This is a genomic window from Streptomyces sp. NPDC001100, assembly GCF_053598575.1.
In genome coordinates this window covers 267,981-289,275 of record NZ_JBSFKO010000009.1, presented here as the reverse complement: position 1 = coordinate 289,275, position 21,295 = coordinate 267,981, and the positions used below count along the sequence as shown (strand labels likewise).

At 69.5% G+C, this 21,295-nt stretch carries 13 protein-coding genes and 1 pseudogene; 9 read left to right on the top strand and 5 right to left on the bottom strand.

The genetic code is table 11. The annotated features are described in order from the left end of the window. Positions 1-119: 119 nt before the first annotated feature. From ACWDEW_RS16240 to ACWDEW_RS16230, 3 genes are all read left to right on the top strand, one after another. Positions 120-1,553, top strand: coding sequence for an MFS transporter (locus ACWDEW_RS16240; RefSeq protein ID WP_450513345.1), 1,434 nt, complete (start codon positions 120-122; stop codon positions 1,551-1,553). A 232-nt stretch (positions 1,554-1,785) separates the two neighbouring features. Continuing rightward, positions 1,786-1,953, top strand: coding sequence for a transposase (locus tag ACWDEW_RS16235; RefSeq protein ID WP_450513343.1), 168 nt, complete (start codon positions 1,786-1,788; stop codon positions 1,951-1,953). Between the two features lie 89 nt (positions 1,954-2,042). Next, entirely contained in the window at positions 2,043-2,309 is a 267-nt protein-coding gene (locus ACWDEW_RS16230; RefSeq protein WP_450513341.1) for a hypothetical protein, read from the top strand. Between the two features lie 593 nt (positions 2,310-2,902). On the opposite strand, the gene ACWDEW_RS16225 is transcribed toward ACWDEW_RS16230, so the two are convergent. Next, positions 2,903-3,898: an Lrp/AsnC family transcriptional regulator gene (locus ACWDEW_RS16225; RefSeq protein WP_450513339.1), complete on the bottom strand. Its 996-nt coding sequence runs from the start codon at positions 3,896-3,898 to the stop codon at positions 2,903-2,905. Between the two features lie 96 nt (positions 3,899-3,994). On the opposite strand from ACWDEW_RS16225, the gene ACWDEW_RS16220 reads away from it, so the two are divergent. The 4 genes and pseudogenes from ACWDEW_RS16220 to ACWDEW_RS16205 all read left to right on the top strand — a co-directional run. Continuing rightward, entirely contained in the window at positions 3,995-4,231 is a 237-nt protein-coding gene (locus ACWDEW_RS16220) for a hypothetical protein (protein ID WP_450513337.1), read from the top strand. Between the two features lie 399 nt (positions 4,232-4,630). After that, positions 4,631-6,274 carry a DHA2 family efflux MFS transporter permease subunit gene (locus ACWDEW_RS16215; RefSeq protein ID WP_450513335.1) on the top strand — a complete coding sequence of 548 codons (1,644 nt, stop codon included), beginning with the start codon at positions 4,631-4,633 and terminating at the stop codon, positions 6,272-6,274. A gap of 515 nt (positions 6,275-6,789) precedes the next feature. Further along, entirely contained in the window at positions 6,790-6,990 is a 201-nt protein-coding gene (locus ACWDEW_RS16210) for a hypothetical protein (protein ID WP_450513333.1), read from the top strand. A gap of 328 nt (positions 6,991-7,318) precedes the next feature. Further along, positions 7,319-8,590 (top strand): annotated as a pseudogene (locus ACWDEW_RS16205) (ISKra4 family transposase); the annotation flags it as partial. A 768-nt stretch (positions 8,591-9,358) separates the two neighbouring features. On the opposite strand, the gene ACWDEW_RS16200 reads toward ACWDEW_RS16205, so the two are convergent. After that, on the bottom strand, positions 9,359-10,936 hold the full coding sequence (locus ACWDEW_RS16200; RefSeq protein WP_450513332.1) for an alpha-1,2-mannosidase: 1,578 nt from the start codon (positions 10,934-10,936) through the stop codon (positions 9,359-9,361). A gap of 409 nt (positions 10,937-11,345) precedes the next feature. Between ACWDEW_RS16200 and ACWDEW_RS16195 the strand changes: the two genes are divergently transcribed. Next, on the top strand, positions 11,346-11,576 hold the full coding sequence (locus ACWDEW_RS16195; protein WP_450513330.1) for a hypothetical protein: 231 nt from the start codon (positions 11,346-11,348) through the stop codon (positions 11,574-11,576). Then, positions 11,569-14,238: a lectin gene (locus ACWDEW_RS16190; RefSeq protein WP_450513328.1), complete on the top strand. Its 2,670-nt coding sequence runs from the start codon at positions 11,569-11,571 to the stop codon at positions 14,236-14,238. Before ACWDEW_RS16195 ends, ACWDEW_RS16190 begins: the two co-directional genes overlap by 8 nt. A gap of 400 nt (positions 14,239-14,638) precedes the next feature. On the opposite strand, the gene ACWDEW_RS16185 is transcribed toward ACWDEW_RS16190, so the two are convergent. From ACWDEW_RS16185 to ACWDEW_RS16175, 3 genes are all read right to left on the bottom strand, one after another. After that, positions 14,639-15,115: a hypothetical protein gene (locus ACWDEW_RS16185; RefSeq protein WP_450513326.1), complete on the bottom strand. Its 477-nt coding sequence runs from the start codon at positions 15,113-15,115 to the stop codon at positions 14,639-14,641. A gap of 444 nt (positions 15,116-15,559) precedes the next feature. Beyond that, positions 15,560-17,356: a RecQ family ATP-dependent DNA helicase gene (locus tag ACWDEW_RS16180; protein WP_450513324.1), complete on the bottom strand. Its 1,797-nt coding sequence runs from the start codon at positions 17,354-17,356 to the stop codon at positions 15,560-15,562. 191 nt (positions 17,357-17,547) lie between these two features. Beyond that, positions 17,548-20,364: a BTAD domain-containing putative transcriptional regulator gene (locus ACWDEW_RS16175; RefSeq protein WP_450513322.1), complete on the bottom strand. Its 2,817-nt coding sequence runs from the start codon at positions 20,362-20,364 to the stop codon at positions 17,548-17,550. Between the last annotated feature and the right edge of the window lie 931 nt (positions 20,365-21,295).

Here is a 21,295-nt window from a genome sequence, read left to right as displayed (position 1 = left end):
TGATGCTAGCAACGAGCAAAACCTGCTGTTGGACGTCTGGTTGGCCGAAACCGCAGGGTGGGCGTATGCCATCTGCCGATCGGTCTCGTTCTCGTAGTCCCTGGTGGGCTCTCGCCGCGGTGTCGGCCGGGCTCTCCCTCGCGGTGCTTTCCACAACGGTGGTCAGCGTTGCCCTGCCCTACCTGGGTAAGGACCTGGGTGGCAGTGCCACTGGTCTGGAATGGGTGGTGGACGCCTATGTTGTGGTCTACGCCAGCATGCTGGCGCCTGGCGGAGTCCTCGGTGACCGATGGGGCCGCAAGGGATTGTTCCTTGCCGGGGTGGCATTGTTCGCGGTCGGTTCTGCGATCACCGGGCTGGCGCCGTCGATGGCGGTGCTGCTGGCTGGCCGGGTGATCCAGGGCCTGGGACCGGCACTGTTGGTTCCGGGCAGTCTGACCATCATCCGCGCTGTGTTCGACGACCCACGCCGCCGCGCGACCGCGATCGGACTGTGGTCGACCTGTGCCGGGCTGGCGATGGCCGCCGGCCCGCCACTGGGTGGGGTGATCGTGGCTGGGTTGGGCTGGCGATGGGTGTTCCTGCTCAACGTGCCGTTGGCCGGGCTGGTCTTCGTGCTGGGCGCGGTCTCCGTGCCCAGGCTGCCGCGCGCTGAGGCGCAGGACCGGTTTGACGTGCTGGGGGCGGCGCTGGTGGTATTCGCGCTGGCCGCACTCGCGTTCGGTGTGATCACCGCCCAGGACCGCGGATGGACTGCCCGGCTGGTCTGGATCGTGCTCGTGGCCGGCCTGCTGGCCCTGGCCGGATTCGTCAGACGGCAACTGCGTCAGCCCCGGCCACTGGTGGATGTCCGGCTGTTCCGCTCGCGCGCTTTCACCGCCGCGAACCTGGCCGCGTTCGTAGTGTTCTTCACCTTCATCGGTGGAATCGTCTACTTCACCGCGTACGTCCAACAGGCCCGGGGCGCATCCCCCATCAATGCCGGACTGAATATCGTCCCCATGGGCATCGCCTATGCGCTGGGCTCCGGAGTCTCCGGGCGGTTGGTCGGGTGGATCGGCGAACGCTGGCCACTGGTTCTCGGCCTCGTCGTGGCCGGTGTGTCGGCGCTCGGCCTGCTGCGGCTTGACGTCACCTCCCCGTACAGCGCGATCTGGTGGAACTTCGCGCTGCTCGGCGCTGGCATCGGGCTGTGCGGCACCCCCATGAACACCATCGCCATGTCCGCCGTCGACGCCAAACGGGCCGGCATGGCTTCGGCCGTCATCAACACGCTCCGGCAAGTCGGCCAGGTGTTCGGCGTAGCTGTGCTGGGGGCTCTCGTCTATGGCGCGGTACCCGGTGGACATGTGCGCAGCAGCGCCGACCGCGTCCGATTCGTCACCGGCCTGCACCATGCCCTATGGGTGTCCGGCCTGGCACTGCTTGCCACCGCAGCGATATGCGCGGCCCTGTTGTTCAGCCGTCCTGGAGCCCCAGAACCAACAGCGTCCACAAGTGCGCCCAGCACCCGCACGCTGTCACGGCGCGCACATCAGCCACCGCGAGGCTAGGAGGTCGTCAGGTCCGATCTTCGTCGGTCCGTGATCGCTCGACCGTGGGACTGATCCGCGTATGAGCCAACCGTTTGCCATGTGCCTGCGGGGATGTGGACCGAAGACCGTATCCGTGCGACTTGTCGGACGAGCATCGGGCGTTGGTCGAGGCGATGATCACGGCCTGGAATCAGGACCGGTTGAGGCGGTCGGCGACCGGAGACCCGGGGACTTGTGATCTCCGGAGGTCGTGAACGCGATCTTCTACCAGAACCGGACGGGCTGTCAGTGGCGCTGTCTGCCCCATGATCTGCCGCCCTGGTCGGCGGCACTCTGCTACTTCACGCTCTGGTGCCAGGACGGCTTTGGACAGCGGATCCAGGAACGTCTGCGCTGTCAGGTGCGGGAGAAGGCCTGACGATTGGAGGACCCGTCTTTCGTGATCACCGGCACCCAGCCCGTGCGTCTAATGGGACGCCGGGGCGCAAGCGGGGACTGGCCGTCTATGTGCAGGGGCTGGTCATCGGCGTCGTCCTGGCCGCCTACCCCCACGACAAAGCCGTCGGCGCCGCCCTGCTCGATCTAGCGGCCGAACGGTGCGGGAACCGTCTGGAGAAGGCCCTGGTGGACCAGGGCTTCAAGGACCAAGTCATCATCCACGGCGCGCGGTTGGACATCACGGCCGAGGTCGTGCGCCGCAACCCGGCCGGCCAGGGTATGGGCTTTGTCCCGCGGCCGAAACCGCGGGTGGTCGAACAGGTCAACGACACCTGATGCTGCACCGGCACCTGGCCCGCGAGTACGACTACCGGCCCGACAACTCCGTCCCATGCGGCTACGGAGCCTCCACCGCGAACATCTCCGTCGCCTCACCGTACCCGCCCCGCCCTGGCGCGCCACTCGCTGGCAGCCGCGTGAACATCACCGAGTCCCCAACAGATCTCCAGGGCCGCTACGACGAAGCCGTTGTCCGGGCCTATGAACGCCGCAGTCAGACAGAGGACTTGACCGGCGCACTCGCCGAGACCGGAGCGCGTCGCGGACCTGGCCGCCGCCTACCTGGCCATCGTGCTCGCCTTCAATCAGCACCAAGACCAGGCGTTCCGGGTTCGTGAACCGCACGAACTCCTCGGCATGCCCACAGATGACCCGGCCATGAACGTCACCCGCAGCCGTCACGGACGACTCACTTGCCAAGCTTCCTCACCCAACCCGGACGAGGCCGCTGCCAGAAATGAACTTGACCCCCTTTCGGTTCTCATCCCTATTTTCGAGAAGTCCGATCACTGAGCGCTGCTCAGGCCGTCGACAAATGTTGCTTGCTCTCGCATCCGCAACCACTCGGGGTGTGAGCACGTTACGGGCCCCTATGTGGATGTCGTATGGACCAGGCGGCCGTGGAAGATGAGGGAGGCTGCCTGCTTCAGGCGTCGGACGCGGATGCTGACCTCGTAGGCGCCGATGCCGTCGATGGCGGCGACGCTGGTGGTGAGGTAGCGGTAGAAGTCCTCGGCGTCGCGGCAGATGACGCTGACCATCAGGTTGTGGTGGCCGCTGATGGCACCGGTGAAGGCGACCTCGGGGTGTCGCGCGAGTGCTTCCCCGGTCTCTTCGAGGCGGGCGGGGGAGACGCGCAACCAGAGGGTGGCGTTGAGGGTGTGGCCGAGGCGCTCGGGCAGCAGCTCCACGTCGTAGAAGAGCGTGCCCGAGGACTCCAGGGTTTCCAGTCGGCGGGCGACGCGGGCGTTGGACCAGCCGGTGAGTTCGGCGAGGCGAGTGTTGGTGGTGCGGCCGTCCTCGGCGAGGGCGTCCAGCAGGGGAGTGTCCTCGTCCGTGGGGTGCCGCAGCGGTCCGGTGGGCGCGGTTGGCCGGTCGGCGGTGACCTGCCGCACCTGCTCTGGGGTGAGGCCGTCGCCGTAGGCGGTCCATTCACTGGTGCCGGTCTCGCCGAAGGAGTGCAGGAGGAGGTCGATGCTGACGTCAAGGACCGAGGCGGAACGGGGCAGTTGACGCAGAAGAATGTCGTCGCGCTCAGCCTCGACGGGGGAACGGATCATGCAGATGATCTCCGAGCCACCGGAGGCCAGGTTGGCGTAGGCGATGTCCGGCCGCTTGGCCAGGGAGTCCGCCAGGGGCCCGACTCGATCCGGGCGGGAGCGGATGCGGGCCACCCACTGGGCCTTGCCGTGAACGGCTGGGTTGACCAGGCCGACCACGCGCATCACCCCGCTGCGGCGGAGGGCGTGGTAGCGGCGGGCGGCCGTTTGCTCCGACACGCCGGTGACCTCTGCGATGTGCCGGAACGGGAGGCGGGGCGCACATTGGAGGATGTGGAGGATTTTCATGTCTACATCGTCGATCACGAGTGAAGTCTGTCATGCCACTGGTGCGAGGTAGAGGTTTTTGTTCACTTTGAGCTTTTGGCTTCATAGATGTGAGCTGCGAGGCGGATGCTGGTCATGTCCAAAAGAAAGGGCGTGACTTCCATGGGTATGCGGCTGGCGCCGACGGCGGCCTGTATCGGCATCTTCGCCGTGCTGACGCACCTCACCGCGGCGGGCGTGGCGCCGTCCCGCCGGACGGCGCTCCTACCGGCTGGTTTCTCCCGCATGCAACGGCTGGTCGATGACATGACCCCGAAGCCCGCAGCGGCACTCCTGGGGGCAGATCGGCGAGGGGTCGCCGTCGCCCTTTGACCGGGCCCGGAGTGCCCTCCTCTCCCCCCTGCGGGCGCTCCGGGCCTCTTGGCCCGTGCTGGCCAACGAGCCAGTGGCTCCACCGCGCACGAGCAGTACCACTTCCCCGGAGAGGTACCCGTCCCCATGGACCTCACCGCCGACGCCCTTCGATACCTCGTTCGTGCGTGCCCGCTCCCGAGCTGAGCCGCACGCTCCTCTGGCCGAGGGCCGAGCGGAATTCGGGCTGACGGCGTGAGCCGCGGGGCGCTGTCGCCCACCTGCGTCTGAGGGACACCGCCGGCTGCCTCCTCGGACAGTGGCTGCCCGCCTCACCATGGCAGCTCCTGAGCACCACCCACCCCTCCCCCCAACCGACTACGGTGCACCGCGCCGTACGGGAGAAAACGGAGAATTTCCGTGAACGTCACCACACCGGCGAGCCGGTCGACGGACAGGCGGGCGGCCACCATCGTCATGGCCTGCCTCGGCGTGTTCGTCGCGTACCTGCCGATCACCACGGTCGCCGTCAGCTTGCCCGCCATCCAGCGGGCGCTGAACACCTCCACTGCCGAACTGTCCTGGGTTCAGGACGCGTTCGTCCTGCCCATGGCCGCGTTCATCCTGACCGCTGGCGTCTTCGGCGACGTACACGGCCGCAAGAAGGTCTTCCAGGCCGGCCTGTTCTTCAGCGCCGTCGGCGCGACGGTCGCCCTTTGCGCACACAACATCCAGACCCTGTGGGCCGGACAGGCGCTGGCAGGCCTGGGCTCGGCCGCGCTGTTGCCCACCACCCTCGCGCTGATCAGCCATGCCGTGCCCGACTTCCGCGAGCGCGGCAAGTTCATCGGCATGTGGGCCATGGCCCTGCTTGCGGCTCTGGCCGTCGGCCCGGTCATCGCCGGAGTGATCCTCAACCACTACTCGTGGCGCTGGATCTACCTGCTGTCCATCCCCCTCTCGCTGGCCGCGATGGCAGTCGCCGCCCCGTTGCTGACCGACTCGCGCGCCCCGCAGGGCCGCAAGCTCGACTGGCCCGGCCAGATCAGCGCGGCCGTCGGCGTCACCGCCCTGGTCTACGGCGTGATCGAGGGCGGCGCCGACTCCTTCACCGCGCCGAAGGTGGTCGCCGCCCTCGCACTGGGCGTCGTCGCGCTGATCGCGTTCGTCGTGGCGGAGAAGCGCAGCGCCAGCCCCATGCTGGACCTGGCGGTCTTCCGCAGTGCGGCCTTCACCGCCACCGCTCTCATAGCCCTGATCACTTTCCTCGGACTGATCGGCTTCTTCTTCGTCCTCAGTCTGTACTTCGGCATGGTCCAGCAGCTCGGCACCCTGGAGGCCGGCGCCCGCCTGCTGCTCGTCCCCGCCGCCGCAATCGTGGCCGGCGCCCCGGCCGGACGGCTCATGCACCGTGTCCCGGCTCGCTGGATGATCACCGTCGGTCTGCTCTTGATCGCTGGTTCGCTGCTTGCCATGACCAACCTCGACGCCCACACCTCCTACGGCTCGATCGCCTGGCGGCTGATCGTGCTGGGCGTCGGTCTGGGCCTGGTCACCACCCCGATGACGGCCACCGCCGTCGCCTCCGTCCCGCACCACCTGGCGGGCATGGCCTCGGCCGCCAACAACGCCTTCCGCCAGGTCGGCGGTGCGCTCGGCCCGGCCGTCCTCGGCGCCCTGCTGTCCACGCGCGCCGTCCACACCCTGCCCCGCCACCTCGCCGACGCCGGTGTGACGGGCATCCAAGCCCACACGATCGTGGCCACCGCGAAGGACGGCGGGCTGGGCGCGGTCGCCGGGATGAATCTCGGCTCCACCGCCGGTCAGGTCTATGGCGCCTTGGGTGACTCCCTCATCGATGGCATGCGGCTGTGCCTCATCGTGGCGGCGATGCTGGTGCTGATCGCTGCTGTGTGCGCGGTCACCCTCCTGCGCCGCCCCAAGCAGGCCGCAGCGGGTGCGTCGAAGATCGCGGACAAGGCGCGCCACGGCCGGTCGACCTCGCCCAGTGAGGAGGCCCAGGAGGCGGGCTCCGCTCTGCCCCTGGGGCAGCGGCACGGCTGACCTGGGGATGTGAGGAACGGGGCATCACCTCGGGCCGGTGTGACCGGCCCGAGGTGTTCAGGATGGTCGGTTCGCCTGGTTCGACGACGAAACGGTCGGAGGCGGTGACCATCCACAGGTATCCGGCGGCCGCTGCCAGGGCCTCGAACTCGATGCCCGTGCAGTCCTGGTAGGCCTGGCTGAGCTGGACAATGCCCGCCTCGCCTCGGTGCTCGGCCAGCAAGTGCCGCCAGCGGTGCGTATAGCGGGCCAGGAAACCTGCGACGGACCAGTTGCGGCTGAGTGCTGGTTGCCAGTGGGTGCGGCTCTTCTGCGGTGAGCTGGTGATGCTGTGCGCCGTTGCCGTTCGTGGTCGTACGGCGGATCGTCGTGTCCCAGGGCGTGGTCTTGGAGGCGGCGATGGTGTCGTGGTCGGAGGAGTTCGATCGGCGGGAGGCTGCCGCACGGCGGGAAATCGCCGAACTGCTGGACAGCACAGGGGAGTTGACCAGGCTTCCTGCTGTGCGGGAAGAGGTGTGTCCCGGCTGGAGATCACCCGGGAGACGATGACGGAGATCCTGTCCGGCGACGAGGCGGTCACGGTGCCCGGGGCCGGGACGGAGCCGGAGGCCGGTGGACCGGAGGAGGGGCCCATCGGGATGGGGTCGCCGGTTGGGGGGCGGCTGGTGCCGCCGTGGACGCCCGGGCCGGTCGTGGGGGTCCTGCCACGTTCGTAGCAGGACATCGTCGAGACGCTCGCGGATGCGGTGCATCCGATGCGGGCGCATCACCTCTGTGCCGCGCCGGGTTTGTCGACGGACAAGAGCCAGGTGGAAGGCTTCCGGTCGAGACTGAAACGGCTGGTCGAGAGGGGCTGGTTGAGCGGGGCTGGTTGACGGAGGCGGAGCCGGGACTGTTCGCGCCGCAGCCCGCGGTGACGGCGGGCGCGGTTGCGCCGGAGCAGGGCCGCAGGGAGAGTTCGCACCGCCGCGCCGGTGTGGGGTCGGGCCCTCGTCCTGGCGTCGATGGTGCCAACCGATTCCACGCTCGAAAAGCGAGAGCCCGATGCCTGGAGCGTATGCGGCCGCCGCGGCGGCTGACCCCTTTGACCGAGCCGCTTCTTTCCTCGCTTCCCTCATCCATTCCCTCTCCCGTCCCGAGGCACTGCTCCTGCCCCACGAGTGGGTGGAGGAAGACGCCGAACAGGGAGTGAGGGAGCTGGTCCGCCTCCTCCTGCAGGGCCACTTGGACCTGCGCGCCCGCCGGGAAGAAGCCGAGCTGGCCATCCTGGACAGGGGCGGCCGTGCTCAGCTCGCCGCGGGTCGCACCCGGCTGGAGAAGGGCCACCGGCGCCAACTGGCCACCGTGGTGGGGCCGGTGACCGTCACCCGATGCGCGTTGCGCGCACCCGGCGTGCCCAACTGCTATCCGGCCGACCAGGTGCTGGGGCTGCCACGCGAACGGCACAGCCCGGGGCTGCGCCGGCTGGTGGTGCTGGAAGCCGCCCGCGGTTCCTACGACAGCGCCCTGGAAGCGATCGAACGCCGCTGCGGGACGCGAGCGGTCGGCAAACGCCAGGCCGAACAGCTCGTGCGGGTGGCTGCGGCGGACATTGCCGCCTTCTATGCCGCGCGCACCCCTGCCCCGGCAGCCAGTACGACGCTGTTGGCGCTCAGCGTCGACGGCAAGGGGATCGTGATGCGCCCGGAACACCTGCGGGAGGCCACGCGGAAGGCGACGGAGCGTGCGACGCGCACGTTCCGCAGCCGTCTGTCCACCGGGGAGAAGTCCTGCCGCAAGCGGATGGCCACGCTGGCCGTCGTCCACGACGCGGATCCGGCCGTGCGCAGGCCGCATGACATCATCGCCCCGCCCGGCGGCCGCACCACCCGCCGCACCCCGCGCAAGGGGCCCAAGGCCCGCGCGAATTGGCTCACCGCCTCGGTTCAACACGACGCGGACCAGGTCATAGCCACCGCGTTCGACGAGGCACAAGTCCGTGATCCGCAGCACCGCCGGTGCTGGGTGGTCCTGGTCGACGGCGCCGCCCACCAGCTCGAGTTGATCCACACGGAGGCCGCCCGACGGGGCGTCACCATCCATGTCGTCCTCGACATCGTCCACGTGATCGAGAAGTTGTGGGCGGCATCGCGGTGTTTTCACGCCGCCACCGATCCCGCCACCGATCCCGCCGCCGATCCCGCCGCCGAGACCTGGGTCGGGGCCATGGCCGCCCGGATCCTGGCCGGCGACGCCCTCGGTGCCGTCGTCGGCATCCGCACCCAAGCCGACAGGCTGACCCTTTCCGCAGACCAGCGGGCCGCAGCCGACCGGGCCTGCCGCTACCTGGAGAACAACGCCGCCTATCTCCACTACGACAAGGCCCTCGAGGCCGGAGCACTTTCTCGCCTTCACCGCCATTGCCGCGGCCCTCATATGCCACCGGAGGCTCACCAACTGAAATGACGTCTTATTGACCGTCCGTTGCGAGCCCCGTCAACTGCACTCAGCAGGGATCAGTCGCACCTGGCCTGGTGTGCTGAACTGGGGGTCAAGGGGTCGCAGGTTCAAATCCTGTCGTCCCGACCAGCTTTGACGCAGGTCGGAGGCCGTTCTCTCCTTTGGGGGAGGGCGGCCTTTCGTGTTCCCGGAGGGCTGGTGGTCGCAGGCCGGGTGCCGGGCCGGTTCGGGAGCCGGGCGGGGTGGGGGAGCGGAGTCGCTTGAGGGATTCGCGGAGTCGTCGGATGTGGTCGCGTGGTGATCGCAGTTGCTCCAGCCGGGCCTGACGGCCGGCTTTCTGTTCTGCCCGGGTGAGGCTCTGCCGGATGGTGTCGACGGCTTCGCGGGCAGCCTGCTGGGTGAGGTGGCTGTAGATGTTGGCCGTGGTGTCGGGGATCCGCAGGGTGATGGCAGTCGCGGCGCCAATTCCAGTGGCAAGAGTGCCATCGCCTACGGCCGTGAGGCGGAACGCGGTGGCCGACGCTGCGCCGCTCGGCCCAGCAGCGCAGCGTCGGCCTGGCGCGCTGCACCCGCTGCCCGTGGCCTGGTCAATCGGCCACGGTGGCGACGGCGATTCCTCGGACTCGCCGGTGCGGCGCCGGCGCTTCAGGAATTCTGCAGGTATGCCGCCAGCTTGCCGATGAGGCGGGCGGCGTCGTCCAGGCCGCGGGCCGTCTCGCCCAGGTCGCCGGCGAGGAGGTTCTGCAGGGCTTGCCCTGCTTCCTGGCCTTCCTGCCCGCCGGGGGTGTCTGACCAGGGGCCGGGAACGGTCGTACCCCGGTATCCGACGGGGTCGCCCCCGAGCGAGGTGCGGTAGCCGGTGAAGTCGGCGGCGCCCTGCGCCGGTCCGGCGGCGGACTCGTCGGTCAGGAACTGGATCCGGGAAAGCTGGGTCTGCTCGGAGCCGTGGTTGTCGGTGATGCTCAGACGGTAGTGGGCGTAGGACGCGGGGGAGACGACGGCGTACTCCTTCGTCTCGTATCGCTGCCTGAAGTGTTCGCGGGTGCGGGAGTCCACGGTCGTCCAGTGGCCACCGTCGTGCGATCCCTGGAGTTCCCACTCCTCCGGATCCCGCTCGGGGGCGTCGTTCGCCGAGGTCAGCCGGTAGACGGTGACGGCGGCAGGGTGCGCAAGGGTGAAGTCCAGCACGGCGGAGTCACCGTCCCCCAGCCATTTGCTCCGGGACTTGCTGAGCAGGTTCTCCGCGATCTCGCCCGCCGCCTCGAACTCGTCGCTCGCTTCGATGCCGACCACCGTACGCGTGATGTCCCGCAGTTCACCGGTGGGTTTCCGCACATCTGGCCTGTCGGCGGAGCTCAGAGCGACCGAGGCGCTGGTGCCTCGCCGGTCGGTCCAGGACACGCGCTCCACCGGCGCCCCTCCGTCGTCGAGCAGCAACCGCAGCTCGCCGGAGGGGGACCAGGTGCCGCCATGCCCCTCCTCGGTGGAGAACCGGTGCAGCCGGGCCGCGGCCGTGCCCTCGGGGTAGGCCCAGCGGTCGGCGAGCGAGCCGCGGTACTCGGTGACCGCGCCGTCGGCGGTCCTGCGGTGTCCCAGGAAACCGGTCTGGTCCGCGCGCAGCCCGACCGCCGCCTCCGAGCCGTCCGCCCCCCGCCACGCGAGGTGCGTGGGCATGGCACGCTCGCCCATGTCGATGTGGACGAGCAGTCGGGGCGCGGGCTGCCAGGCGGTGGCGCCGGGGGCACGGACCTCGGCACTGAAGGCGATGACGGACCGGTGGGCCGCCCGGGCCGCCCTGGCGCGCTCCGCCTGGTCCCGTTCGTGTGCGGGAACCACGGTGACGGCGCGCAGCCGCAGCAGTGTGTCCGAGCCTTCCGGGCTGCGTACTTCGAGAACGTTGGCACCGGTGGACAGGAGTTCCCCCGGTGCACTGAGGACGATGTCCTGCGGGTCGCTGTGCGGCCCGTCCGCCGGTATCGCCAACCGCTCCGCGAGGGCCTTGCCGTTGAGGAGGACGTCCATCGGAGCGCTCGCACCGAGAACGGTCACCGTGACGACGGACTCGTCGCTCTCCTCCCGCCCGTCGACCGTGAAGTCCACCTTGATGTGACCACCGGGACCCAGCGCGAGGTGTGAGGAAGCGATGCCGCAACGGTGGTGGGTGACCACGGCGTTCGAGAGCTGGGCCGGGTTGGTGGAGAAGTCGGCGAATGCGGGTTCCATGCGTGTCCCTACGTCGTTCGGGGTGCACCGGTGTGACCGGTCGAGATGTGCGTGGCGCGGCCTTGCAGGCCGCGACACCTGCAAAACGTACCGGCAGCCACTGACAACGGGCCTGTTGTGCCTACGAGTTGTGCGGCAATCAGAGTCAACAGGGCGGTAAAGAACGGTACTTGGCGAGTTGCAACGGGTGTCGATCTCCGGGCGCGGTGCTGCCCGGGCGTTGGATGAACAGCGCGGCGTTCGGTCCCGGGTGTGTGCGCCCCAGTGCGGCGAACCGCATGAGGTCTGTTCCGCATCACGGCTCGTACGTCGTTGCAGCGACGGCAACTTGTTACCCGGGCGTAGCGGATGGACACCTGCCTTGTCTAGGCTCTGCGCGACCACCGGGCAGTGCACGGAAGGATCTGACATGGGCATGCTCCATCGGCGACCGAGGGCTGCGCTCCTGTCCGTCCACCGTCCGACGGTCGTCACCGACGCCTACGACGTCCCGCCCGCGTTCAGTTCCTCCGCCCCGTCGCCGGCCGACGCCCAGGCGCGGGTCGCCCAACTCGCCGTGGGCAAGGCCTCGTACATCTCCGGCGAATGGATCACCGCGTCTGTGGACGGTGTGCTCGGCGAGGTGCTCACCCGTGGCTGACGCCCTGCGCCCCCGCGCGCTGCTGCGTGTCCTGGCCGTCGGGGCCGCGACGCTGGCGCTCTCCGTGTCCGGTCAGCCGGCCGGTACGGCACGGGCGGCAACCGGGACCGATCCCGTGTCACGGGTCAACCCCTACATCGGCACCGGTGGCAACGGCGACTTCAGCGCCGGGAACACCTTCCCCGGCGCCGACGTGCCGCACGGCATGCTCCAGTGGTCCCCCGACACCACGTCACGTCCGAAGGGCGGCGGCTACAACTACGCCGACTCGGCCGTCTCGGGCTTCAGCCTCACCCATGTCTCCGGAGTCGGCTGCGACGCGGCCGGGGACCTGCCGATCCTGCCAGTGGTCGGCTCCCTCGGCTCGGACCCGGCGTCCACGACTGAGTCCTTCTCGCACTCCAACGAGACGGCGTCGCCCGGCACTTACTCGGTCGGCCTGGGCAACAGCACGACCGTGGCGCTGACGACCACCACGCACGCCGGGATCGGCCAGTTCACCTTCCCGTCCTCCACCCGGGCGAGCCTGCTCCTCAAGGTGCGGGACACCCAGACGCCGTACGCCTCCTCGACGCTCGGCCTGTCCGGCGGGGACACGGTGACCGGGTCGATCACCAGCACCGGCTTCTGCGAGGACACCACCCCGGTCACGCTCTACTACGCGATCACCTTCGACCACCCCTTCACCGCCACCGGCACCTTCACCGGCGGCGAGTACCTGACGTTCGACACCACGAGCAGCAGGACGGTGGAGGCCCGGGTCGGCATCTCCTACACCTCGGTGGCGGAGGCCTCGGCCAACCGGGACGCAGAGGTGACCGGAAAAACCTTCGCCGCCGTCAGGTCGGCGGCGTCTGCGGCGTGGAGTACCGAGCTGTCGAAGATCGCCGTCACCGGCGGAACGTCCGACCAGCAGGACGTCTTCTACACCGCGCTCTACCACGCCTCGCTCTTCCCCGCCGTCATCAGCGACGCCGACGGCTCCTACCGGGGCTTCGACGGTGCGGTGCACACGGTGGGCAGCGGGCACGCGGCGAAGTACGCCGACTTCTCCACCTGGGACACCTACCGTTCGCAGGCCCAACTCACCGCGCTGCTCGACCCGTCGGCCGCCTCCGACATGGCGCAGTCGGTCGTCGACGACTACCAGCAGGGCGGCACGCTCACCAAGTGGGGCATGGAGACCAGCGAGACGCACATCATGGTGGGCGACTCCGCCGTACCGCTGCTCGCCGCCTACTACGCCTTCGGCGCCCGCGACTTCGACACGTCGACGGCCCTGTCCGCCATGGTCAAGGAACAGACGACCGACACCGACGTCACCCCCGGCGTGACATACCTGGACTCCTTCGGCTACCTGCCCACCAACTCGCTCTACGGCTGCTGCCACGAGTACGCCACCACCTCGACCCAACTGGAGTACGACACCGACGACTTCGCGCTGTCGGTGTTCGCGGGCGCCCTCGGTGACACCGCGACGCAGAAGAAATTCCAGGACCGGGCACAGGACTGGGAGAACATCTACAACTCCTCCTCCGGCTACATCCAGCCCCGGCACTCCAACGGCCGCTGGATGGACGGCTTCAACGCCAAGCTGATCACCGGCACGTCGAGCAACGACTTCGCCGAGGGCGACGCCTTCACCTACACGCCGATGATCCCCTTCAACCTCGCCGGGCTGGCCTCTCTGGAGGGCGGCTCCTCGTCCCTGGCGTCGTACCTGGACAGCGTGCTCGGCGGCTTCCAGGGCCTGGGCAGCGTCATCGGCACCCAGTCCAACATGGGCAACGAGCCGAGTATCGGGCTGCCCTGGGAGTACGACTGGGTGGGCGAGCCGTACAAGACCCAGTCCACCGTGCGGGCGGTCCAGGACCAGCTGTGGACCAACACCGCGGGCGGTCTGCCCGGCAATGACGACCTCGGTGAGATGAGTTCCTGGTACGTGTGGTCGGCCCTCGGTCTCTACCCGGAGATCCCGGGCACCGCCGACCTGGCCATCGGCAGCCCGATGTTCACCTCCGCGGTCGTCACGGCAGGCGGCCACACGCTCACGGTCAACGCCCCAGCGGCGGCGGACGGTTCGCCGTACGTCCAGTCGCTGAGCCTCAACGGCGGCTCCTGGAACAAGGCGTACGTACCGGCCTCGTACGTCGGCAGCTCCGCGGAGCTGGACTTCGCCCTCTCCTCGTCCGCCAACACCGCCTGGGCGGCGGCCAGTTCGGCCGCACCGCCGTCCTACGACGGCACCGCGGGCACCGGAGTGGCCCAGCCCAGCGGGCCGTTCATCGAGACCGCCACCGGCAAGTGCGCCGACGACGCGGGTTCGGGCACCTCGAACGGCACCGCCATCCAGATCTACACCTGCAACGGCACCACCGCGCAGACCTGGAAGGCCGCCCCGGACGACACCCTCCAGGTGCTCAACGACTGCATGGACGTGACGGACGGCGCGACGACCTCCGGTACGAGGGTCCAACTGCACACCTGCAACGGCACCCAGGCCGAGCAGTGGAAGGCGAACTCGGCCGGCGAGATCGTCAACCCGGCCTCCGGCCTGTGCCTGACCGATGCGAGCAACGGCGCCACGAACAGGACCCAGTTGACCATCGCCACCTGTACGGGCAGCACCGGCCAGCGTTGGACACCTCCCACGTCCGCGTGACGAACGTCGAAGAAGCGGCCACTTCGGACATGGCCCTGGAAATTCTGCGCTGTCATTGCTATCCGGCTGGGATGTCGTAGAAGGAGATGCGAAGCGGCGTCGGTTTGCGCCTGGGAGTGCCGGCCGGGTCGGCAGGAAGCCCGGTGTTTTCGGGGGCCTACGCGTTGTACGCGGCGCTCGCGGAATCCTGTGGCCGGTACGGCATCGCCCGGGCGGAAGCCTGCCCGGGTCTGATCCCGGTGCGGGTAGGGCGGCGTCCGCCCGGAGCGACGGTTCGGAACTCCGCAGGCGCGGGTTCAACAGCTCCTGGGAGTCGGTGGCGATGCCGCAGGAACATGACAGATCGTCGGATGAGTCGGTTCCTGCGGCATCGGGAAGGAGTCACTCACGCACGACAGGCTCAGCTGAAGACGAAGGGCCCGGGCGACTGTGCGGCGTTCGACGTACAGGTGACGGAGATGCCGAAGATCACCATCTTCAGCGAGCCCTGGTAGAAGTCCAGGCTGTCGCCGACGGCCACGGTGCCGGGAAGCGGGCCGACCTTGACCGCACCGCCCGCGGGTATGGCCGGGTTTACGGTCCCGCTGAACACCCGGTTGGCGCCGGTGGAGTTGGTCATGGTGAGCGTGGAGCTGATGGAGTTCGCCGACAGGGCGAGCGGCGTGGTGATGGCGGTGGAACTGAGGGTGATGGTGGCTGAAGTGCTGCTGACCTGGGTCGCGGTCAACGTGGCCGTGCCGCCCCCGAAGATTCCGCAGGAGGCGGTGATGGTGGCGGAGGTCGGGGTGACGGCGGCGGACGCGGAGGGCGCGAAGGCCAGCGTCGTGGCGGCGATGACACCAGCTGTGAGTGCCGCACCGGTGGCTAAGCGGTTCATGGGGATCGTGTTCCCTTCCCGTTGGTGGGAGTGCCATGTGTGGGATGGCGATCCCGGGCCGGGTGGGTGCGGGCACACTGCGGGGGATCGAATGTGACGGTCCGTCAGAACTTACGATCCCCATTGATACGCCAGTAACACGGGCCGACACAGTTGAAATTTGGCCGACTGTGTACGAGGGGCTGCACATCCGATCAGTGACGTGGGTTGCCCGGTGCGCGAGAGGAATCCTCCACACCGAACCGGCTCCCTCGGCATCCACCGAGCCGAAGGAGGCCGCGCTGCCGCCGGTGACCTGCGTAGGTGATGAAGCCGGTCCGGGGGCTGGCCATGGAGACTTCTTCCGGTCCCGCCGAGGCGATTTCGGAGAGCCCCGAAAACGACGAGTTCCAGTGAGCAGGGCGCAGGGCCGACTCCCGACGCCCGGAACTCGGGGGTCCGGCGTCAGCGCGGTGCGTCGGGCAGTGCGACGAGCAACTGCTTGTCCGTCACCACGGCCAGCGACAGGGTGCGGTAGCCGACCGACGTGAACAAGATGGTGATCTTGCCGTCGCCCTCGCTCATGACCTCGCCCTGGCCCCACTGGTCATGCTGCACGCGGACGCCCGGCAGGTAGGCGTGCTCGTCCCCGGTGGAGCGTGTGGCCGTCTCCGCCGCCCGGACGGTACCGGCAGCGGCGCCCGCGCGCGCACCGGCCCGGGGCCACCGGCGGCGCCGTGCGGTCGCCTTGTACGGATGTCCGGCGTCCCCGGACCGTCCACGCCTCGGCCCGTCCGCAGGCTTGACCGCGGCCGCCATGCAGTTGTCGCAGGCCGCGCACGGGACGGGCACGGAGTCGCCGAAGTATCCAAGGAGGAACCGCCGTCGGCAGTCGGTCGTCTCGGCGTACCCGCGCATCATGTCGACCCGGGACTGTTCGAGCTTGAGGTGCGTGGCGTGGACGGCGAGTGCGCTCTGCACCGCGGCGTCGACGTCGTCCTCCGCGGAGGCACCGAGCGCGCCGGTGAAGCGGCTGCCGTCCCGTCCGGTACGGACGGCGCCGGCTTCCTCCAGCAGGTTCAGCACGGAGGACAGTGCCGTCGCACTGAGTTCGCAGTCGGCTCGGAGCCCGGTTGCGCTCACGGCGCCCCTGTCGCCGCGCAGGCGCTCGGCGACGCGGCGCAGTGCGTCGGCGTCGGGAGCGCCGGAGGCGAAGAAGCGTTGCAGACCCAGGTCCTGCGGGCGGTAGGCGAGGATCGCCCTGGCCGGTGCGCCGTCGCGGCCGGCCCGGCCTATCTCCTGGTAGTAGGCGTCGAGCGAGCCGGGGACGGACGCGTGCAGCACGAACCGTACGTTCGCCTTGTCGATGCCCATCCCGAACGCCGAGGTCGCCACGACCACGTCGAGGTCACCGGAGCTGAACCGGTCCTGGGTCTGCCGGCGTTCGGTGGGGGAGAGGCCCGCGTGATAGCCGGCGGCGGAGAGCCCGAGGCCGCTCAACTGCTCCGCGTAGCTGTCCGCCGCCTTCCGCGTCCCCGCGTACAGAATCCCCGGCTTCTCCTCGACGGCCGCCCGTTCCACGACGAACCGCTCCTTGGCAGCTGCGTCCTGAAAGGCGGACACTTCCAGGTGGATGTTGGGACGGTCGAAGCCGGCCACTATCTCCACCGGGTCGTTCATACCGAGACGTTCGGCGATGTCGCGTCGTACCGGGGCCGCCGCGTTCGCGGTCAGGGCGAGCACCGGCGGATTGCCGAGCCGCTCCCGCGCGTGCCGCAGGCGCAGGTAGTCCGGCCGGAAATCGTGCCCCCAGGACGACACGCAGTGTGCTTCGTCCACCACCAGCAGCCGGGGGCGGACGGCGGCGAGCCGGTCGGTGACATCCGTCTTGGCGAGCTGCTCGGGAGCGAGGAAGATCACGTCGACCGAGGAGGAACTGATGCGGGCCCATGCCGTCTCGTTGTCGCTCTGGCGCTGCGCGGAGTTGATGGCGGCGGTGCGCAGCGCGCCGGATCCGAGCAGGCTCTGCATCTGGTCCCGCTGAAGCGCGATCAGCGGCGAGACGACCACGACCGGACCGCCGAGCAGGACCGCGGGCACCTGGTACACGGCGGACTTGCCCGCGCCGGTCGGCATGACGGCGAGTACGTCACGCCCCTTCATCACGGCCTTCATCGCGGTCAGTTGGGCCGGACGCAACTGCTGCCAGCCGAAGACCCGACGCGCGGTGCCGCGCAGACGCCGGGACGTGAGTGTGAGCATCGTTCTCCTTGAAGCGTGAGCGTCCAACCGCTGGGTGTCTGGCGGCTACCCCGGTTCGCCGGAATATCGCCTCGCGCGACTCGGTCGCCTTTGTCGAGACCTGAGGTGCCGTCAGCTCGCTTGCTCGAAAGAACGCCCCTGACCCGCGGGAACGATGAACTACCGCTGGAGTGCCGATAGGTGATGAGTGGTCAGCTGCGTGCAGGCAGCACCGTGTCTGACGGATCCAGGCCGAGATGATGGTGGAGCCTGGCTCGCAGCGGCGCGGCATCCGGGTGATCGAGTTCCTCGAAGAGCGCCAGGGACAGGGTCCAGGCTTCGCGGGCGGCTTCGGGATTCCGGGCCGCGTGGTGGGTGTCGCCGAGGTGGGCGAGGATGTCCGCCTCGTAGTAGCGGTCTCCGATGTCGTGGAAGAGCGCCACGGCTCTTTCGTAGCAGGTGGCGGCCTCGCTGTGTTCGCCGAGGTGGTGGTGGGCGTATCCGAGGGAGTCCCAGGTGTGAGCCTCTCCGGAGACGTGGCCGGTGTCTTTCACCAGGGTCAGTGCCTCCTCGCAGTAGGTGATGGCATGCCGGTACTCGCCCATCTCCGCGTGGTCCCAGCCGACGTTGTTCAGTGCCAGTGCCTCCCAGGCACGGTCTCCGGCGGCGCGGAATCCCTGCACGGCCTGCCGTGAGTGTTCCAGTCCCTCGGCGAGGTGACCCTGTTGGGCCAGGACTTTGCCCAGCGCGAGATGGGTGTGCGCCGTGCCCGACGGCTCACCGAGTTGCCGATACAGGTCCGCGGCGCGTTCGAGGTGGGCGCGGGCTTCCGCGGGACGGCCGAGGGCCGATTCGGCGTTGCCCATGTTGCGGTGGGCGCAGGCCTCCGCCGCTACGTCGGCCAGTCGGCGACCGGCGGCCAGCCCGGCCGTGTGGGTGGCGGCCCAGTCGGACCAGAGCACCTGCCGCTGGTGGTAGGGCGTCAGCGCCGCCGCGAGCTGCCAGACGTGCGTGTCGAAGCCGTCCTGGACCGCTTGCTGGAGGGCGGCGAGCAGCACCGGATGCTCGGCGCTGAACCACGCCATGGCCTCGTCGCGGTCGGTCGGTTCCTCGGGGGCGACGCCGGGCTGGGCCGGGGAGGGGACAATCCGGTCCGCCGGTGGTCCGAGAAGGCTTTGCGCCCGGAGCGCGGTGTGCAGGTAGTGGTCGAGCACGCGATGAGTGGCCTGGTGGCGGTCGGCGTCGCTGTCCTCGGCGCGGGCGAGTTCGCCGGCGTAGGCGCGGAGCAGGTCGTGCAGGGAATAGCGGCCCGGCAGGTGTTCGGTGAGCAGATGCGTACGTGTCAGTTCGGCGAGCAGGATGCGAATCCGCGTGGGTGCCACGGCGGCCAGGCTCGCGGCGGCCTCGGCCGAGATGTCGGGTCCGGGATGCAGCCCGAGCTGTCGGTAGAGCCGTGCGGCACCGGGGCTGAGGGCGTCGTAGGACCAGGAGAACACGGCCCGTACCCGCGTGGCTGGATCACCGCCGTCGAGTGCGTCCAGACGGCTGCCGGTCTCGCGCAGTTCGTCGGCGAGGGTGGAGAGCGGGATGTGGGGCTCGGCGGCGGCCCGAGCGGCAAGGACGGCGAGAGCCAGCGGCAGGCCCGCGCAACGGGCCACGATCTCCGCGACGGCGGCGGGTTCGGCGGCGAGACGGTCGGCGTCGAGCCGGTCGGCCAGCAGGGACCGGGACTCGTCCGGGGACAGCACGTCCAGGGCGAGCAGATGAGCGCCCTCGGCGGCGGCCAGGCTGGTGAGCCGGTTACGGCTGGTGACCACGACCAGGCAGCCGGGTGCACCGGGCAGCAGCGGCCGGACCTGCTCGGCATCCCTCGCGTTGTCGAGCACGATCAGCATCCGCCGGTCGGCCAGCAGACTCCGGTAGAGCGCCGCCTGGGCCTCCAGTCTCGGAGGGATGCGGGCGGGCGGTACGGCAAAGGCGTCCAGGAAGCCGCGCACCGCCTCCGCCGGGTCACCGACCGCTCCTCCGGGATCGAAGCCCCGAAGGTTGACATAGAGCTGACCGTCGGGGAAGAACTCCCGTACCCGGTGCGCCCAGTGCACGGCCAGCGTGGTCTTGCCCACACCCGCGCTGCCCGACACGGCTGAGATCACCACAGGTGCCGAGGGGTGCGCAGTCGCGAGGAACCCGTCCAGCCTCGCGAGTTCCTCGTGTCGGCCGGTGAAACCGCGTACTGCGACGGGCAGTTGTGCGGGCGCCACTCCCCGCGGCGGCCTGGAACGTTCCGGCGGCGCGGGTCGCGGGGGAGCGGTCGGTCCGGGCAGGTCCCCGCGCAGGATCGCCTGGTGAACTCCGCGCAGCGCCGTACCGGGGTCCGTACCGAGTTCCTCCGCCAGACGCCGTTGCATGGAGGCGTAGCACAGCAGGGCCTCGGCGTCCCGGCCGGTGGCGTGCAGGGCCCGCATCAGTTCCTCGGCCAGCGGCTCGACCAGGGGGAAATCGTCGAGGAGCGCGGACAACGGGCCGATCGTCGCAGCGGAGGCACCGAGCCGTGCCTGGATCCGGGCCCACTCGATGGTCGCGTCCACCCGATCACGCCGCCATGCCTGGCGCATCTGTTCGACCCACGGGCCGTCCAGCCCACTCAGCGGTTCGCCGCGCCACAGACCGAGTGCCTCGCCGAGAAGGGACACCCGTGCGGTGTCCGGCACGCCGACGTCGTGGGCCCGGCCGACCAGGTGGTGGAAGTGGTGCACATCGACCTGATGCCGGTCGGCCTCCAGGACGTATCCGTCCGACCGGCGACCGAGCCGCAGTCCTTCGCCGGACGCGTCGTCGAGCCGGGCACAGACATGACGAATCCGGGTGATGTGCGCATGGACCGAACGCCGGGCACCTTCTGGGGGGTTGGGTCCCCAGACCCGGCTGATCAGGACGTCGGTCCCCACCGGACGCCCCGCGTCCACGGCCAACGCGGCGAGCACGGTGCGTCGTTGCGGCGGACCGGTGTCCGCCCTTCCGTCGGTCACGGCGATCTCGACTGGGCCGAGTAAGCGCAGCTGCACCATGTTGTCCTCTCGAAACCTGCACTGCTTCTACGGATTTTGCTCATATCCGTGCGCTCGGCACAGCCGGAAGGGCAAAGCGTGACCACTTGTCGGCTCTGTGTCGGACATCCGAGGTCGACGGTGGCGGAGACCTCGAAAGACTCCTCGCGTTCGACGATCTCGCGAGAGCGACCGGGCGGCCGACCGGGTGTTCGGCTTGGGTGTGAGCCGGGTCGGCGCGGGCGATGTTCTTGTCGAACGTCGCGATGGCGGGGGTGAGTTGGGTGGTGGCCGCGCTCTGGGCCGCCTCGGTCGCCTGGGCGGTGATCAGACGCGTTCATGGGCTGCGGGCCGGGCTCCGGGTGGCTCCCGGCGGCAGCGTCTCGTTCGGTGTCACGGTCGGTGGCGGGCACGTACTCCGCCTGGAACTTCCGTTCCAGGCGGAGTGGCGGCTCGTGGTACCCCCAGGGGGTACCCGCGATGGGTGTTTCGGGGTGTGGAGCCATGGGCGGGATCTGGTGCGGGCGCGGCCTGCCGATCGGGTACGGCCGTGCGGTCACGGTGTCCGGGCGTGGCGGTGTGCCGAATTCCAGCCGTTCATGGGTTCGACGGTAGGAGCTCAGGTGTCGTATCGGATCCGTCGTTCTGCGACGTTGCCCCGCCCACGAAAGCAGGGGACGGCGGCAGGGCAGGAATGCCACCGCCCCGGCGGAGTCGGCCGACCCGACGGGCCACCACGACGACCGGTTCGGATCGTCGGCCGGTCCAGGTCCACCGCCTGGTGTCCCTGAGCACGCCAGGCGGTGTGACCGCGTTTCCGTGACGACTGCGCCCCTGCCTTGTCGGACCTGTGGCCGCCGGTGGCGCGAACGGCGTCATGCCGTCGCGACCACCGGTCGTGCTCGGGTGTCCG

Bases quoted from the DNA above. Each gene is read 5' to 3' on its own strand.
- ACWDEW_RS16220 (WP_450513337.1), top strand. From the start codon at position 3,995: ATGTCCAAAAGAAAGGGCGTGACTTCCATGGGTATGCGGCTGGCGCCG.
- ACWDEW_RS16195 (WP_450513330.1), top strand. From the start codon at position 11,346: ATGGGCATGCTCCATCGGCGACCGAGGGCTGCGCTCCTGTCCGTCCAC.
- ACWDEW_RS16200 (WP_450513332.1), bottom strand. From the start codon at position 10,936: ATGGAACCCGCATTCGCCGACTTCTCCACCAACCCGGCCCAGCTCTCG.
- ACWDEW_RS16185 (WP_450513326.1), bottom strand. From the start codon at position 15,115: ATGAACCGCTTAGCCACCGGTGCGGCACTCACAGCTGGTGTCATCGCC.
- ACWDEW_RS16180 (WP_450513324.1), bottom strand. From the start codon at position 17,356: ATGCTCACACTCACGTCCCGGCGTCTGCGCGGCACCGCGCGTCGGGTC.